18 protein-coding genes, 1 tRNA gene and 1 pseudogene are annotated in these 14,923 nt (G+C 57.2%); 4 read left to right on the top strand and 16 right to left on the bottom strand.

All coding sequences use genetic code 11. From position 1 onward, the window contains the following. Window positions 1-514 precede the first annotated feature (514 nt). Window positions 515-733 (top strand): hypothetical protein, encoded by a 219-nt coding sequence (locus tag KGA83_RS11790; RefSeq protein WP_056722256.1) that lies wholly within the window; start codon window positions 515-517, stop codon window positions 731-733. Window positions 734-852: 119 nt separating this feature from the next. Here the strand turns inward: KGA83_RS11790 and KGA83_RS11785 are convergent. From KGA83_RS11785 to thrS, 10 genes and pseudogenes are all read right to left on the bottom strand, one after another. After that, window positions 853-1,152, bottom strand: a pseudogene (locus KGA83_RS11785) (tyrosine-type recombinase/integrase); the annotation flags it as partial. 411 nt (window positions 1,153-1,563) lie between these two features. Next, window positions 1,564-1,640, bottom strand: a tRNA-Pro gene (locus KGA83_RS11780). 89 nt (window positions 1,641-1,729) lie between these two features. Next, window positions 1,730-2,086: a MerR family transcriptional regulator gene (locus tag KGA83_RS11775; RefSeq protein WP_003179985.1), complete on the bottom strand. Its 357-nt coding sequence runs from the start codon at window positions 2,084-2,086 to the stop codon at window positions 1,730-1,732. Next, entirely contained in the window at window positions 2,067-2,369 is a 303-nt protein-coding gene (ihfA, locus tag KGA83_RS11770; RefSeq protein WP_002553164.1) for an integration host factor subunit alpha, read from the bottom strand. The genes KGA83_RS11775 and ihfA overlap by 20 nt, the downstream gene beginning before the upstream one ends. Window positions 2,370-2,372: 3 nt before the next feature. Continuing rightward, window positions 2,373-4,751 (bottom strand): phenylalanine--tRNA ligase subunit beta, encoded by a 2,379-nt coding sequence (pheT, locus tag KGA83_RS11765; RefSeq protein WP_108217749.1) that lies wholly within the window; start codon window positions 4,749-4,751, stop codon window positions 2,373-2,375. Between the two features lie 26 nt (window positions 4,752-4,777). After that, window positions 4,778-5,794: a phenylalanine--tRNA ligase subunit alpha gene (pheS, locus tag KGA83_RS11760; RefSeq protein ID WP_007975711.1), complete on the bottom strand. Its 1,017-nt coding sequence runs from the start codon at window positions 5,792-5,794 to the stop codon at window positions 4,778-4,780. 109 nt (window positions 5,795-5,903) lie between these two features. Then, window positions 5,904-6,260 (bottom strand): 50S ribosomal protein L20, encoded by a 357-nt coding sequence (gene rplT, locus KGA83_RS11755; RefSeq protein WP_007905879.1) that lies wholly within the window; start codon window positions 6,258-6,260, stop codon window positions 5,904-5,906. Window positions 6,261-6,288: 28 nt separating this feature from the next. Continuing rightward, window positions 6,289-6,483, bottom strand: a complete 195-nt coding sequence (gene rpmI / locus KGA83_RS11750; RefSeq protein WP_002553160.1) for a 50S ribosomal protein L35 — start codon at window positions 6,481-6,483, stop codon at window positions 6,289-6,291. Window positions 6,484-6,543: 60 nt separating this feature from the next. Continuing rightward, on the bottom strand, window positions 6,544-7,095 hold the full coding sequence (gene infC / locus KGA83_RS11745) for a translation initiation factor IF-3 (RefSeq protein WP_172668659.1): 552 nt from the start codon (window positions 7,093-7,095) through the stop codon (window positions 6,544-6,546). Continuing rightward, on the bottom strand, window positions 7,095-9,017 hold the full coding sequence (thrS, locus tag KGA83_RS11740) for a threonine--tRNA ligase (protein WP_108217750.1): 1,923 nt from the start codon (window positions 9,015-9,017) through the stop codon (window positions 7,095-7,097). The genes infC and thrS overlap by 1 nt, the downstream gene beginning before the upstream one ends. A 374-nt stretch (window positions 9,018-9,391) precedes the next feature. Between thrS and KGA83_RS11735 the strand changes: the two genes are divergently transcribed. Beyond that, a complete protein-coding gene (locus KGA83_RS11735; RefSeq protein WP_108217751.1) occupies window positions 9,392-9,694 on the top strand; it encodes a hypothetical protein in 303 nt (100 codons plus the stop codon). Between the two features lie 291 nt (window positions 9,695-9,985). After that, window positions 9,986-10,198, top strand: a complete 213-nt coding sequence (locus KGA83_RS11730) for a cold-shock protein (RefSeq protein ID WP_003179963.1) — start codon at window positions 9,986-9,988, stop codon at window positions 10,196-10,198. Window positions 10,199-10,268: 70 nt separating this feature from the next. Here the strand turns inward: KGA83_RS11730 and KGA83_RS11725 are convergent, their stop codons facing one another. Together KGA83_RS11725 and KGA83_RS11720 are read right to left on the bottom strand one after the other, a co-directional pair. Beyond that, complete coding sequence (locus KGA83_RS11725; protein WP_108217752.1) at window positions 10,269-10,589, bottom strand: I78 family peptidase inhibitor; 321 nt, start codon at window positions 10,587-10,589, stop codon at window positions 10,269-10,271. 165 nt (window positions 10,590-10,754) lie between these two features. After that, complete coding sequence (locus tag KGA83_RS11720) at window positions 10,755-11,060, bottom strand: hypothetical protein (protein WP_108217753.1); 306 nt, start codon at window positions 11,058-11,060, stop codon at window positions 10,755-10,757. Between the two features lie 132 nt (window positions 11,061-11,192). Between KGA83_RS11720 and KGA83_RS11715 the strand changes: the two genes are divergently transcribed. Further along, window positions 11,193-11,384, top strand: coding sequence for a hypothetical protein (locus KGA83_RS11715; RefSeq protein WP_108217754.1), 192 nt, complete (start codon window positions 11,193-11,195; stop codon window positions 11,382-11,384). A gap of 50 nt (window positions 11,385-11,434) precedes the next feature. On the opposite strand, the gene KGA83_RS11710 is transcribed toward KGA83_RS11715, so the two are convergent. From KGA83_RS11710 to KGA83_RS11695, 4 genes are all read right to left on the bottom strand, one after another. Continuing rightward, window positions 11,435-12,442, bottom strand: coding sequence for a nucleoside hydrolase (locus KGA83_RS11710; RefSeq protein ID WP_223529772.1), 1,008 nt, complete (start codon window positions 12,440-12,442; stop codon window positions 11,435-11,437). A gap of 65 nt (window positions 12,443-12,507) precedes the next feature. After that, window positions 12,508-12,912: a D-ribose pyranase gene (gene rbsD, locus KGA83_RS11705; protein WP_108217756.1), complete on the bottom strand. Its 405-nt coding sequence runs from the start codon at window positions 12,910-12,912 to the stop codon at window positions 12,508-12,510. Further along, entirely contained in the window at window positions 12,909-13,826 is a 918-nt protein-coding gene (gene rbsK, locus KGA83_RS11700) for a ribokinase (protein WP_223529767.1), read from the bottom strand. The genes rbsD and rbsK overlap by 4 nt, the downstream gene beginning before the upstream one ends. Window positions 13,827-13,901: 75 nt before the next feature. Beyond that, on the bottom strand, window positions 13,902-14,921 hold the full coding sequence (locus tag KGA83_RS11695; RefSeq protein WP_108217758.1) for a LacI family DNA-binding transcriptional regulator: 1,020 nt from the start codon (window positions 14,919-14,921) through the stop codon (window positions 13,902-13,904). Window positions 14,922-14,923: the final 2 nt, after the last annotated feature.

Raw genomic sequence — 14,923 nt, 5'->3', positions numbered from 1 at the left:
CTATGCAAACCTGCGTCGCTGCGCTCCGACTGCCTGTCCAAGTGGATGTGGATCAGGTGTCCAAGTGAGCGTGGAATGACTGTCCAGATGATCGTGGATTGAGTGTCCAAGTGTCGTGGAATCCGCATATTACACATTGGCCCGAAGTAAACACGAAGTCTGATGCGACGGATCAGTGATTTTGTCGGTTTCTAAGTGCAAGAGGAGCTGATGCGCTGTTTTATCGTACGCAGAGGCGTCAACAAACGGGTCATGCCGGCACGGGTTCGCCAAGCTCGATCTTGGTGGCGAACATCATTTTGTAGGAATAGATGACCGCTTTTGGCTGATTTCTGCCTGTCGCCACAGTCAACTTTAGGTCGTCCTCTACCGGTCAAAAATCAGGAGCGTGAGCAAGCGCAATTCAGGTGAATGTTGAATGCAAACAGCTAGATAGAACTAGGTAATTAGCCACCAGTCTCAGCCAGCGTGAGATGAGCTAGGCTTCCGGCAACATTTCTCAAGGATGACCGTCATGCCAGATAGCTCAGACTGCAAGATCGCGACGGCTGACGCTCTGACATTGCTCCTCCACAATCAACACGCCCTAGGTGCAGCAATAGAAGAAATAACCAAGTGGCTTTTAGAAAATGGGGTTGGCAGTGTTGCCGCTAATGCGATATCGGCCATGGAAACGCTGGACACAAATGCTCAAGCCATCACAGATTCCATAATGAGGATACGCCAGTCTTAGATCACTCAGTGCAGTCTAAGGCTGCCCTCTGATCTGAATCGGCACTCTGATTTTATAGGCACATTTGACCGATAGTGGGACGAGTAGCGACGGTCTAGCACGACCGTCACAATGAATGGTCAGACTTCCGTCTGCTCCGCCATTTCCAAGGCATCATCGACCTCGACTCCCAGGTACCTAACAGTGCTTTCAAGCTTCGTATGACCAAGCAGGAGTTGGACGGACCTCAGGTTCTTTGCCCTGCGATAGATCAAAGAAGCCTTGGTTCTCCGAAGCGTGTGAGTACCGTACATGGTTGGATCAAGGCCAATGGCGGTCACCCACGCTTTGACTATTCGAGCGTATTGCCTGGTGGAAAGATGGTCTGAGGCGTGCAACCAGCTCGGGCACAAGAAATCCTCGCTGCGAAGGCACTTTTGAGCAGGAAATCAGTGCAGGGGCAATCGTGCCGTTCCCCGCCTATGACCCTGCCCTGCGTACCCGTTATGCCTTCAGCCACCTGAAAGAGCGCTCACTGCCACCCGCGGTAGAGATTTAGAGCCAGTCTCTTACGGGCTCTGCTTGGAGATATGTGGCGGATACGTGGAGGTTCATACCCGAAGAGGAAAACGTTCCTCCCTATTAACGATGCAATCGTGCACGCCTCGCACCCGATGCTCTTGAACACCCCGCGTTGGAGCACTCTACGTTAATTCCCCTCCCTCTCGACCAGCGGATAATCGAAATCCTCAGTGGGGCAAAAAGTGGGGCAAAAATCAGCTCCGCGCAAAAACAATAAATCATAAAAAAATCCAGTCACCGCTAAGTGACTGGATTTTTTTAAGAATAAATGGTCGGGACGGAGTGATTCGAACACTCGACCCCTAGCACCCCATGCTAGTGCGCTACCGGACTGCGCTACGCCCCGACTAGGCGTGAAACCCGTTCCTCACCTCGAGGAACGTTCAAGAATATATCGCAAGCTTTTGAAAACTGGAAGTATTTAAAAGCAGGATTTTATTTCTTGAGCACCACCAGAACATCTTCGAGCTCGGCGATCATCTGGCGGATCATTTGTTTGTATTGGGTGGTGTCGTCTTTGGCCTCATCACCGGACAAGCGCAGGCGCGCTCCGCCGATTGTGAACCCCTGGTCATAAAGAAGCGCGCGGATCTGCCGAATCATCAGCACATCCTGGCGCTGATAATACCGGCGGTTTCCGCGACGTTTGACAGGGTTGAGTTGAGGAAACTCCTGCTCCCAGTAGCGCAGCACGTGCGGTTTTACCGCACACAGCTCGCTGACTTCACCAATGGTGAAGTAGCGTTTGCCCGGGATGACGGGGAGCTCGTCGTTATGACTTGGTTCCAGCATAAGCCTCAACTCGGGCCTTCAACTTCTGCCCTGGACGAAAGGTGACCACACGGCGAGCCGTGATCGGGATTTCTTCCCCCGTTTTCGGATTGCGGCCAGGCCGCTGGCGTTTGTCCCGAAGGTCGAAATTGCCGAAACCGGACAATTTGACTTGTTCGTTGTCTTCAAGAGCGTGCCTGATTTCTTCAAAAAACAGTTCGACCAATTCCTTGGCCTCCCGTTTGTTCAGGCCCAGCTCTTCATACAGACGTTCCGCCATCTCAGCTTTCGTCAGAGCCCCCATACGTCACTTCCTTAACGTGGCGTTCAACCTTTTTTCGAGCGAGGTGAGGATGTTTTGCGTTGCGGTATTCACCTCATCGTCATTAAGAGTGCGCGATGGATGCTGCCAGGTCAAGCCGACTGCGAGGCTTTTTCTATCAGGATCAATGCCTTTACCCTGATACACGTCAAATAGCCTGAGGTCTGTCAGCCATTCGCCTGCATTTTCACGGATTACGTCCAGTACAGCCGTGGCTGCGACGTCTTTGTGTGCAATCAGTGCAAGGTCACGACGCACTTCAGGAAAGCGCGATAACTCGTGGAATGCAGGCATTTTGCCCGACGCCACTTCCGCCAGAACCAGCTCGAAGACGAAGACCGGACGGTCGAGACCGAGGGTTTTCGACAATTCAGGGTGGATCGCGCCAATGAAGCCGACCAGACGACCGTCACGCTCGATGCGTGCGGTTTGACCCGGGTGCAGCGCTGGGTGCTTGCCCGGCACGAAAGTGAATGCATCCAGGGCACCGGCGAAGCCCAGCACCGCTTCCACGTCAGCCTTGACGTCGAAGAAGTCGACGGTATCGCGACCCTGCGCCCAGCCTTCCGGCAGGCGACTACCGCAAACAACACCCGCCAACATCGGCTCTTGCTTCAGACCTTCGAGCTGACCAACGAAACGCAGGCCGCTTTCGAACAGACGCACGCGATCCTGCTGACGGTTCAGGTTGTGCTGAAGCGCCTTGACCAGACCTGGCCACAGCGACGAACGCATGGCAGCCATGTCATTGGAGATCGGATTAGCCAGCAGCAACGGCTCCACACCCGGATTAAACAGCTCGAACTGTTTTGGATCGATGAAGCTGTAGGTAATGGCTTCCTGATATCCACGGGCAACCAGCAGGCGGCGCAGTTCCGGCAAATCGCTACGGGCTTCTGCCTTGGCTTGCGGCGCCAGACGCGCTTGCGGATAACGAACCGGCAAACGGTTGTAGCCGTACAGGCGTGCCAGTTCTTCGATCAGGTCGACTTCCAGGCTGATATCGAAGCGATGGCTTGGCACTTCTACACGCCACTGCCCTGCCCCGTCGGCAGTAATGGTCAGGCCCAAGGCATTGAGCAGGCGCTCCACTTCAGCCGAATCCATTTCCATACCCAGCATCTGGGTAATGCGCTGGGCACGCAGGGTGACCGGAGCAATTTTCGGCAGGTGCTGTTCGCTGACGGTCTCGATGATCGGACCCGCTTCACCACCGGTGATGTCCAGCAGCAGGCCAGTCGCGCGCTCCATGGCTTCGCGGGCCAGTTGCCAGTCCACACCACGCTCATAGCGATGCGATGCATCGGTGTGCAGGCCATAGGAACGGGCCTTGCCTGCTACGGCGATCTGGTCGAAGAAGGCGCTTTCCAGGAACACATCACGGGTGGTCGCGGAAACACCGCTGTGCTCGCCACCCATGACGCCGGCGATGGCCAGTGCGCGGGAGTGGTCGGCAATCACCAGCGTATCGCTACGCAGGGTGACCTCCTGACCGTCGAGCAGCACCAGCTTCTCGCCCTCTTCGGCCATGCGTACACGGATGCCACCGTTGATTTCGGCGAGATCGAAGGCGTGCAGCGGCTGACCCAGCTCCAGCATCACGTAGTTGGTGATGTCGACGGCAGCATCGATGCTGCGCACATCGGCACGACGCAGGCGCTCGACCATCCACAGCGGCGTAGGCCTGGACAGGTCGACGTTACGAATCACTCGACCGAGGTAGCGTGGGCACGCGGCGGGCGCCAGCACTTCGACCGAACGCACTTCGTCGTGGGCGGCAGGCACCGAAGCCACTACCGGACGAACCACCGGAGCGGCGTACAGTGCGCCGACTTCACGGGCCAGACCGGCCAGGGACAGGCAGTCGCCACGGTTCGGGGTCAGATCGACCTCGATGCTGGCATCTTCCAGGTTGAGGTATTCACGAATGTCCTGACCGACCGGCGCATCGGCCGGCAGCTCCATCAGACCGTCATTACCTTCACCAACCTGCAGCTCGGATTGCGAGCACAGCATGCCGTTGGACTCAACGCCACGCAGCTTGGCCTTCTTGATCTTGAAGTCGCCTGGCAGCTCGGCACCGATCATGGCGAAAGGAATCTTCAGGCCCGGGCGCACGTTTGGCGCACCGCAAACGACCTGGAAGGTTTCCGAACCGCTGCTGACCTGGCACACGCGCAGCTTGTCGGCGTCCGGGTGCGGCTCGGTGCTCAGCACCTCGCCAACCACCACGCCACTGAAAACACCGGCGGCCGGCGTAACGCTATCGACCTCAAGACCGGCCATCGACAGACGAGCAACCAGCTCGTCGCGACTTACCTGCGGGCTAACCCAGCCGCGCAGCCATTGTTCACTGAATTTCATCCTGCTCTCCTAAGAATTCGTTACGACTAGCGAAATTGCGCGAGGAACCGCAAGTCGTTGTCGAAGAACAGACGCAAGTCGTTCACGCCGTAACGCAGCATGGCCAGACGCTCGACACCCATGCCGAAGGCAAAGCCCGAGAACTCTTCCGGGTCGATCCCGGACATGCGCAGCACGTTCGGGTGCACCATGCCGCAACCCATCACTTCCAGCCAGCCAGTCTGCTTGCAGACGCGGCAGCCTTTACCGCTGCACATCACGCACTCCATGTCGACTTCGGCGGATGGCTCGGTGAACGGGAAGTAGGAAGGACGGAAACGCACCGCCAGTTCCTTTTCGAAGAACACCCGCAGGAACTCTTCGATGGTGCCTTTGAGGTCGGCGAAATTGATGTCGCGATCGATCAGCAGGCCTTCGACCTGGTGGAACATCGGCGAGTGGGTGATATCGGAGTCGCTGCGATATACACGGCCTGGGCAGACGATGCGGATCGGCGGCTGTTTCGACTCCATGGTGCGGACCTGTACCGGCGAGGTATGGGTGCGCAACAGCATGTTCGCATTGAAATAGAAGGTGTCATGCATCGACCGGGCCGGATGGTGGCCTGGGATGTTGAGCGCTTCGAAGTTGTGATAGTCGTCTTCGACCTCAGGGCCTTCGGCGATGCCGTAGCCAATACGGGTGAAGAACTGTTCGACGCGTTCCAGAGTGCGGGTAACCGGATGCAGACCACCGGAGGTCTGACCACGGCCAGGCAGGGTCACGTCAATGGACTCGGCAGAGAGTTTGGCAGCCAGATCGGCTTCTTCAAACAATGCCTTGCGCGCATTAAGGACCTCTGTGACACGCTCCTTGGCAACGTTGATCAGCGCACCGACCTGCGGACGCTCTTCTGCCGGCAAATTCCCCAGGGTCTTCATCACCTGAGTCAATTCACCCTTCTTGCCAAGGTAGTGAACCCGGATTTGCTCCAGGGCATTGATATCTTCAGCGCTTTGCACAGCCTCTAGTGCTTGAGAGACGAGCGCATCCAGGTTTTCCATGTACAGACTCCAGATACAAAATAGGGGAAGAGCTTGAAGGCTCTTCCCCTATTTATGACGTTTAACACCTGACCCCACAGATGTGAGGCCGGGTGACTGTCGGGGGTACTTAAGCCAAGGTGGCTTTAGCTTTCTCGACAATCGCAGCAAACGCCGCTTTTTCGTTCACTGCCAGATCAGCCAGAACCTTACGGTCGATCTCGATGGACGCTTTTTTCAGGCCGGCGATGAAACGGCTGTAGGACAGACCGTTGATACGAGCACCAGCGTTGATACGAGCGATCCACAGAGCGCGGAACTGACGTTTTTTCTGACGACGGTCACGGTAGGCGTACTGGCCTGCCTTGATTACCGCTTGCTTGGCAACACGGAATACGCGGGAGCGTGCGCCGTAGTAGCCTTTAGCAAGTTTCAGAATTTTTTTGTGACGCTTACGGGCAATGACGCCACGCTTTACACGAGCCATGAGTTACTTCCTCTATTCTTGACTAAAATTAACGAAGGCGCAGCATGCGCTCGACTTTTGCCACGTCAGACGGATGCAGCAAGCTGCTACCGCGCAGTTGACGCTTACGCTTGGTCGACATTTTGGTCAGGATGTGGCTCTTGAAAGCGTGCTTGTGCTTGATACCGTTAGCAGTTTTCAGAAACCGCTTAGCAGCACCACTTTTGGTCTTCATTTTTGGCATGTTCGGATACTCCGCATTCAGTTGATAAACATAATCAGAAGGCCTGCCGTGCCCTGTTGATTACTTCTTCTTTTTCGGGGCGATGACCATGATCAGCTGGCGTCCTTCCATCTTAGGATGCTGTTCGACCGAACCGTACTCGAGCAAGTCACCTTCAACTCGCTTGAGGAGTTCCATCCCCAGCTCCTGGTGGGCCATCTCACGGCCGCGGAATCGCAAGGATACCTTGGCCCTGTCCCCATCACTCAGGAAACGTACCAGGTTGCGCAGTTTTACCTGGTAATCCCCTTCCTCCGTCCCTGGACGAAACTTGATTTCTTTAACCTGAATCTGCTTCTGGTTTTTCTTGGCCGCAGCAACCTGTTTCTTCTTTTCGAAGATCGATTTGCCGTAGTCCATCAGTTTGCAAACAGGTGGTACTGCATCGGCGGAAATCTCCACCAGATCCAGCTTGGCCTCTTCAGCCTTAAGAAGCGCGTCTTCAATTGACACAATCCCAAGCTGTTCACCTTCAGCTCCAATTAACCGAACCTCGCGTGCCGAGATATTCTCGTTGATCGGGGCTTTCGGTGCAGCTCGTTTATCTTGTCTCATTTCACGCTTAATAATAATTACTCCGAATCTGGGCGACCACGCCGGGAAACCGCTTGCGCGAGAAACTCAGCGAACTGGGCGACGGGCATCGAGCCCAGGTCAGCACCTTCACGAGTACGCACAGCGACAGTCTGCATCTCGACTTCCCGATCTCCGATAACCAAGAGAAAAGGAACCTTGAGCAAAGTATGCTCGCGGATTTTAAAGCCGATCTTTTCATTTCTCAAGTCAGACTTGGCACGAAACCCGCTTTCGTTGAGAGTTTTTTCCACTTCGGCGGCAAAATCAGCCTGTTTATCAGTGATATTCATCACCACTGCCTGGGTCGGAGCCAGCCACGCGGGGAATGCGCCCTCGTAGTGCTCGATCAGAATTCCGACGAAACGCTCGAAGGACCCCAGGATCGCCCGGTGCAACATGACCGGGTGCTTGCGGCTGTTGTCTTCGGAGACGTATTCGGCTCCCAGACGGACAGGCAGGTTAAAATCGAGCTGCAGGGTACCACATTGCCAGACGCGACCGAGGCAATCTTTCAGCGAGAACTCGATCTTCGGACCGTAGAACGCACCCTCGCCCGGCTGCAGATCGTACGGCAGGCCCGCACTATCAAGGGCTGCGGCCAGCGCAGCTTCGGCGCGATCCCAAAGCTCGTCGGAACCGACGCGTTTTTCCGGACGAGTGGACAGCTTCATCTCGACATCGGTGAAGCCGAAGTCGGCGTAGACATCCATGGTCAGCTTGATGAACGCAGCGGATTCAGCCTGCATCTGTTCTTCGGTGCAGAAAATGTGCGCGTCGTCCTGGGTGAATCCACGCACGCGCATGATGCCGTGCAAGGCACCCGATGGCTCGTTACGGTGGCAGGCACCGAATTCGGCCAGGCGCATCGGCAACTCGCGGTAGCTTTTCAGGCCCTGGTTGAACACCTGCACGTGGCACGGGCAGTTCATCGGCTTGATCGCGTAGTCGCGGCTTTCCGACTGGGTGGTGAACATGTTGTCGGCGTAGTTGGCCCAGTGCCCGGACTTTTCCCACAGGCTGCGGTCAACGACCTGGGGTGTCTTGATTTCCAGGTAACCGTTGTCGCGCTGCACCTTGCGCATGTACTGCTCGAGCACCTGGTACAAAGTCCAGCCATTGGGGTGCCAGAACACCATGCCCGGCGCTTCTTCCTGGGTGTGGAACAGGCCCAGGCGCTTGCCGATCTTGCGGTGGTCGCGCTTTTCGGCTTCTTCAATGCGCTGGATGTAGGCGGCCAGTTGCTTCTTGTCCGCCCAGGCGGTGCCGTAGACGCGCTGCAATTGCTCGTTCTTGGCATCGCCGCGCCAGTAGGCACCGGACAGCTTGGTCAGCTTGAAGGATTTCAGGAAGCGCGTGTTCGGCACGTGCGGACCGCGGCACATGTCGACGTATTCTTCGTGATAGTACAGGCCCATGGCCTGCTCGTTCGGCATGTCCTCGACCAGGCGCAACTTGTAGTCTTCGCCACGGGCCTTGAACACTTCGATCACTTCGGCGCGCGGAGTGACTTTCTTGATCACGTCGTAATCTTTCTCGATCAGCTGCTGCATGCGCTGTTCGATGGCGGCCAGGTCGTCCGGAGTGAAAGGACGCTCGAAAGCGATGTCGTAATAGAAACCTTCATCGATGACCGGACCGATGACCATTTTGGCGGTCGGGTACAACTGCTTGACCGCATGGCCAACCAGGTGGGCGCAAGAGTGGCGAATGATCTCCAGCCCCTCTTCATCCTTTGGCGTGATGATTTGCAGCGACGCGTCGCTGTCGATGATGTCGCTGGCGTCGACCAGCTTGCCATTGACCTTGCCGGCCACGGTGGCCTTGGCCAGGCCTGCACCAATGGATGCGGCGACCTCGGCTACGGAAACCGGGTGATCGAATGAACGTTGACTGCCGTCGGGAAGAGTAATAGTTGGCATGGCGCCTCCTCTCCTAGTGGTGACCCCTACCAAAGGTCACGTGGGTTGGGATGAGCCAGTACAAGATCCGGTCCAGGCCATTCAATGACGAACGCCTGCCTTACAGCGGCAGGAGCCTTGCGGCCAACCGGAAAACCGAACCAGAGTGACTGGGATTCAAATCAGGGTTAATCGCGCATCTGCCGCCGCCGGGACTGAAGGTCCGTCGGAGCCTGCAAACGCCCGAGCGAGGCATGCTAGCACAGATGAACGGTCGTCGATGCACGCAGACTTTGTGCGGGGGCAAATCGGGCATTTTTATGCCAGAGTGCTGAACTTGAACACCGCTTCGCCCCTCAGATAACACGTCATTGACCCACAAGGAGCATCCCAGCATGCGTCTGAACCGTTTGTTCGCCGTAGTCGCACCCATCGTTCTGCTGCTGCCATTGGCCGCCCACGCCGATTGGCCAAAGGGTGAGCGCGAGAAATACATGGCGCAATGCGTCCCTGCAGCGGCACAAAAGATCGGTGATGCGAAGGCAAAAGCCGTCTGTGGTTGCGGCGCCGACCAGATCAAATCCTATCCTGCCAAAGACCTTCAGGCATTGATGGACGGCACGGCAAGTCAAGAACTGGGAAATCAGGCGATGAAGAAAATCGCCACTTGCAGGGTCGATCCCGGGGCGAAGAAATAAGCTTCTCGCATTGATTTTTTCACCTGCAATAACCGAAAAAACAGGCCGAATGTCGCTTTGCCTGACATTTTTTGAAGGTTTTACAGCTTTTTTTTCGTCTTTTCTTTCGGCTGAAAGCCTTATAAACCGGGGCTTTCAGCCATTTCAGGACATAAAGAAACCACGACTGATCGGCAAACAGCTCGCCCGGGGGGCTCCCAAAGCGAACATTTCGACTATGATATCCGGGTGTGCCCAGTTGGCCTGAGCAGCACAGTACTACTGAAAATATATGTTTCTTGGAGATACACCATGTCTAATCGCCAAACCGGCACCGTTAAATGGTTCAACGATGAAAAAGGCTTCGGCTTCATCACTCCTCAAGGTGGCGGTGACGACCTGTTCGTACACTTCAAAGCTATCGAAAGCGACGGTTTCAAAAGCCTGAAAGAAGGCCAGACTGTTTCCTTCGTGGCTGAGAAAGGCCAAAAGGGTATGCAAGCTGCTCAAGTTCGCCCAGAGTAATTTCCAGGCGCACTAAAAAAACCCCGTCCATGTGACGGGGTTTTTTATGGATGAAACAAAAGCCGAGCGATCAGCCGCAGTTGACGCGAGTGACCACTTTATTGGCATCGGTGTTCAGGTTCAGGCGGTCTGAACGGTACTCCAGCGTCACCATGTCGGTTGGCAACAGGAACCGCGCGTTTTGCGCTCCTGCGCGGGTACGCGCTTGCTCAAGCAATTGCGGCGATGCCTGTTTGCCGATGGTGAACTCGGCAGCCTTTGCTTCACAGCGGCTGTGACCCGTGTCAGTCGTCGCAACATCCGTTGTTGCCGACTCCGTAGAGGTAGTGCTGCAACCGGCCAGCGTGGCAACGGCCAACAAAGTACCCAATGACGCGAGCTTCCAAGGCATGAAGCCTCCTTATTCAATGATTAAGCTGAGATCGTGCGACAACCAGACTGGCGTTTGGTTTCACAGGGAGCACTAGCACCCTGCCCATGATCCGGACGAGCCGCGATTCTGCCTGAGCGCCGCGCTCCCCTTAATCACTGAATCGTGACTGAATATGAACGACGCTCAATAGACGTCGATGTAGTCGTAAGGCGGATTGGGCCAGTTCTCTTTCAAGGCATTGAAGATTTGCATGACCCAGACTTCATCGCTGGCCGCGACCCGCCCGACATAACCGGAGCCCTTGGCCCAGGTTTCGAGCCGGAACAACAACCCGTCGATATCGGTACCGCCCACGACACCTGAGGAGATGTAGGCAATGCCCCCTTTGGTGACCCGCAACTGAGTGTGCTCATCGTCACTGGCGCTGGCCAGCAACCGACGCACCGCCTCCAGGGTCAGGCCATCCGGGGAGTTCAAATCGATCTGCACAGCGCATTCCTTGAATATTCGTCAGAGACCAAGTGTCGCACAGCCCTCCTTTGCTGCCTAAGTCGACGTGTCAAAAGCCCCGTAAAATGGTTAACTCGGCACTCAGACTTCCCCGACCCCACGAGCGCCATCATGACCACCGTAAGCATCGACGCTGACATCAAGGCCAAGTGGCAAGACGGCCACAGCTCCTACAGCCCAGGCAGCACGGAAGAGCTCGCCATTATCGGTATCGACCTTCTGGTCAGGGACCTTGGAACCGAAGCCGCCCAATCGTTCATCGAGCAGATTTTCGAGAAACACTTGTCGGACCAAAAGAGCTAAGCGGTTAGCGGTTAGCGCGAGGGAGTGAAACCACCTGCGGGAGATGATGCTTACTTCAGGCGGGCCAGGCGCTCGGTCAGCAGATCGAAGAAGCCCTGGGCATCGCCGCTTTCTACCCAGAAGGCGTTCTTTGGCGCCTTCAGACCGTCATACCAGTCAACGATGGTTTGTCCAAAGGTCGGCCCTTCGCGGCTGTCGACCACCACGTTGACCGAACGACCGCTGAACAACTGCGGCTTGAGCAGGTAAGCGACAACCGTGGCGTCATGCACCGGGCCGCCCGGAATGCCGTAGTGTTCCATGTCGCCTTTGACGTACTCATTGAGAATGTCGCTCACCAGCCGGCTGGCGTTGTTGTTCAGCGCGGCAATCTGTTTGAGGCGCGCTTCGCTGGTAAGGATCTTGTGGGTCACATCCAGCGGCAGGTAGGTCAGCTTTACGCCGCTGTTGAGTACCACTTCGGCCGCTTGCGGGTCGGCGAACAGGTTGAACTCGGCCACCGGTGTGATGTTGCCGCCGTTGAAGTGCGCACCGCCCATGACCACCACTTCCTTGATGCCCTGAACGATACCCGGCTCCTGGATCAGCGCCAGGGCCAGGTTGGTCTGTGGGCCTAGCATGGCGATGGTAATGCTGTGGGGCTCGGCCGATTTCAGCGCATCGATCAGGTAAGTCACCGCACTGCCCTTTTCCAGGCCCTTCTTCGGCTCATGCACGGCGACGCCCGACAGACCTTCCTTACCATGAATATCCTCGGCATAGATCGGCGTGCGCATCAGCGGCCTGAGTGCACCGGCATAAACCGGCACCTCCTCACGCCCCGCCCATTCCCGGGCCAGTCGCGCATTGCGTGAGGTCTTGTCCAGGCGAACGTTGCCTGCAACGGTGGTCAATGCCCGAACATTCAGCTCGTCCGGCGATGCCAGGGCGAACAACAGGGCAACGACATCGTCAGCCCCTGGATCGGTGTCGATGATCAGGTCGATCTTTGCTGCCTCGAGGGCGTTCGTGGCGGTCTTCAAGGTCAAAAGCAGCAAGCTCCAGAGCAGTGGGTTCAGTTTCTGAGCATAGCGATACGGGACACACTCCTTGTGCCGGGGACATCAAACACGCGGACAGCCAGTCAAAACGTAACGCCGGCGACCAGCACAATGTTGCAGTACGGCTGACACTCGCCTGTCCGAACAATCGCCCTGGCCTGCCGGCTCAGAACCTTGAATTGTTCATGGGCGAGCACCTCACGCCGACCCAGTGCGCCTTCGCCGTCCAACTCATTCAGCGCAACCAGGGCCGACGGCTTTTTATCGAAGATTTCCTGAGCCAGCACATGGCTTTCGACCTGCATCTCACTGAGCACGACCTTCAAGGTGCTGACAAAATCCGGAATGCCATGGGTCAGGGCCAGGTCGATCAATTCAACGCCCGGCGGAACCGGCAGCCCCGCATCCCCGATGACGACCCTGTCGCCATGCCCCAATGAGGCTATCAGCCGTGACAGCGCAATGTTTAGCAGGGGTGTCTTTTTCATGGAATTTTAAACGCCTGCACATCGCTCAAGGCAGGAATCGAAGGTTGCGCGCCGGCACGGGTGACCGACAACGCCGCAGCCACCTGCCCGAAGCGAATCGCCGACACCTCATCTTGACCCGCGGCCAGCGCCGCAGCGAAACCGCCGACGAACGTATCGCCGGCCGCCGTGGTATCGACAGCCTTTACCACGGGCGCAGGGAAATGTTCGAAGCGTTGGCCATCGGCAAACAGCGAACCTTGCGCACCGAGGGTGATGATCACCTTGCCGGCGCCCAGGGCTATCAGGCGGGTCGCCGCGGCTTGCGCGGTGTCCAGGGAGTCCACCGACAGACCGCTCAGGGCCGACGCCTCGCTCTCGTTGGGAATCAGGTAATCGATGGACGCGTACCAGTCCGATGGCAACGGACGACTGGCCGGCGCCGGATTGAGGATGACGGTCTTGCCCAGCTCGCGACCGCGCTTGAGCGCATGACCAACAGAAGCATCGGGCACCTCCAGCTGACAGATGAGCACGTCCGCCGCGTGTATCACCGATTCAAAACGGTCAATGGCTTCTGTGGTCAATGCACCGTTGGCGCCGGGGACGATCACGATGGTGTTCTGACTACTGTCGTCGACCACAATCAACGCCACGCCGCTGGAACCGTCAACGGCGCTCACCGCCTGGCAATCGATCTGCTCGGCCAACAGCGCCCCACGCAGCGCCTCACCATAAGCGTCACTGCCCACGCACCCGATCATCGACACCTGGGCTCCCAGCCGCGCCGCAGCCACGGCCTGATTCGCGCCCTTGCCGCCGGAGACGGTGCAGAACGACTGACCAATCAGTGTTTCACCGCCCTTGGGCAAGCGTGGTGCCCGGGTCACCAGGTCCATGTTCAAACTACCTATTACCACTACTTTTGCTGGCATACATTGCTACTCATCGATTCTGTTTCGGCGACGCTGTGGGTTCAGCGGCTTTCTGTTGTCAACGGCTCTCTGTTTTCAACGGCACTGGGCAAACACGCCGGCCAGCGGCGCCGTCGATTCACGTATGACGATACTCGGCGTCACGATCCGCTGATCGGTCGCCAGGCCCGGCGTGGCAATTCGCCGTAAAAGCACTTCGGCGGCCATTTCGCCGAGTTGCACGATCGATTGCCCCACCGTGGTCAACGACGGATAGACATACCGACTCATCTGGATATCGTCGAAGCCGATCACCGACAACTCACTCGGTACGCGAATATTGCGCTCGGCGGCGGCCCGGAGCACGCCGATGCCGATCATGTCGTTGGCCGCAAAAATGGCGGTAGGCGGGTTGTTTTCCAGCAAAATTGCGGCGGCACTGTAACCGCCGGTGCTGGTGAAATCGCTTTCCAGCATGCGCTCGGGAGAGACTTCGACGCCCGCCTCCTTCAAGGCCCGGCGATAACCCGCCAGACGCATCTGCGCCACGCTGGTGTTTTCCGGCCCGCTGATCGTGGCGATATCCCGGTGCCCCAGTTCCAGCAGATGCCGGGTCGCCAGATACGCGCCGTATTCATGGTCGATGCGCACCAGGTCCGCATCGATACCGTCCAGTCCGCGGTCGACGATCACCATGGGCGTACGGACGCCTTTAAGACCTTGCACCAGGCGACTGTCGCCGCCGGCCGAGGCGACAATCAGGCCGTCGATACGCTTTTCCAGCAGTACACGCAGATAGCTGCGCTGCTTGTCCGGATTGTCGTCGGAGTTGCACAGGATGACGCAGTAACCGTTTCGCTCGCAGTAATCCTCGATGCCCCGGGCCAGTTCGGCGAAATACGGGTTGAGGCTGTTGGGCACCAACAGGCCGATGGTCGCCGTGGTCTTGGCCTTGAGCGAACGGGCTACCGCACTGGGAACATAGTCGAGGGTCTGGATGGCCGCCTCGACCTTGATCCGGACTTCTTCACTGACCGGGCGGGTCTTGTTCACCACATGGGAAACCGTGGTGTAGGAAATGCCGGCAAGGGCTGCCACATCTTTGATCGTCGCCATGA

The organism is Pseudomonas sp. GL-R-19, assembly GCF_019956375.1.
In the GTDB taxonomy this organism is placed as follows: Bacteria; Pseudomonadota; Gammaproteobacteria; order Pseudomonadales; family Pseudomonadaceae; genus Aquipseudomonas.
The sequence above is the reverse complement of the archived record's forward strand: the minus strand, read 5'-3'. Positions and strand labels throughout refer to the sequence as shown.

Coding starts and splice junctions, on each gene's coding strand:
- KGA83_RS11790 (WP_056722256.1), top strand. CDS start 515: ATGCCAGATAGCTCAGACTGCAAGATCGCGACGGCTGACGCTCTGACA.
- KGA83_RS11775 (WP_003179985.1), bottom strand. CDS start 2,086: ATGCTGGAACCAAGTCATAACGACGAGCTCCCCGTCATCCCGGGCAAA.
- ihfA (WP_002553164.1), bottom strand. CDS start 2,369: ATGGGGGCTCTGACGAAAGCTGAGATGGCGGAACGTCTGTATGAAGAG.
- pheT (WP_108217749.1), bottom strand. CDS start 4,751: ATGAAATTCAGTGAACAATGGCTGCGCGGCTGGGTTAGCCCGCAGGTA.
- pheS (WP_007975711.1), bottom strand. CDS start 5,794: ATGGAAAACCTGGATGCGCTCGTCTCTCAAGCACTAGAGGCTGTGCAA.
- rplT (WP_007905879.1), bottom strand. CDS start 6,260: ATGGCTCGTGTAAAGCGTGGCGTCATTGCCCGTAAGCGTCACAAAAAA.
- rpmI (WP_002553160.1), bottom strand. CDS start 6,483: ATGCCAAAAATGAAGACCAAAAGTGGTGCTGCTAAGCGGTTTCTGAAA.
- thrS (WP_108217750.1), bottom strand. CDS start 9,017: ATGCCAACTATTACTCTTCCCGACGGCAGTCAACGTTCATTCGATCAC.
- KGA83_RS11735 (WP_108217751.1), top strand. CDS start 9,392: ATGCGTCTGAACCGTTTGTTCGCCGTAGTCGCACCCATCGTTCTGCTG.
- KGA83_RS11730 (WP_003179963.1), top strand. CDS start 9,986: ATGTCTAATCGCCAAACCGGCACCGTTAAATGGTTCAACGATGAAAAA.
- KGA83_RS11725 (WP_108217752.1), bottom strand. CDS start 10,589: ATGCCTTGGAAGCTCGCGTCATTGGGTACTTTGTTGGCCGTTGCCACG.
- KGA83_RS11715 (WP_108217754.1), top strand. CDS start 11,193: ATGACCACCGTAAGCATCGACGCTGACATCAAGGCCAAGTGGCAAGAC.
- rbsD (WP_108217756.1), bottom strand. CDS start 12,912: ATGAAAAAGACACCCCTGCTAAACATTGCGCTGTCACGGCTGATAGCC.
- rbsK (WP_223529767.1), bottom strand. CDS start 13,826: ATGCCAGCAAAAGTAGTGGTAATAGGTAGTTTGAACATGGACCTGGTG.
- KGA83_RS11695 (WP_108217758.1), bottom strand. CDS start 14,921: ATGGCGACGATCAAAGATGTGGCAGCCCTTGCCGGCATTTCCTACACC.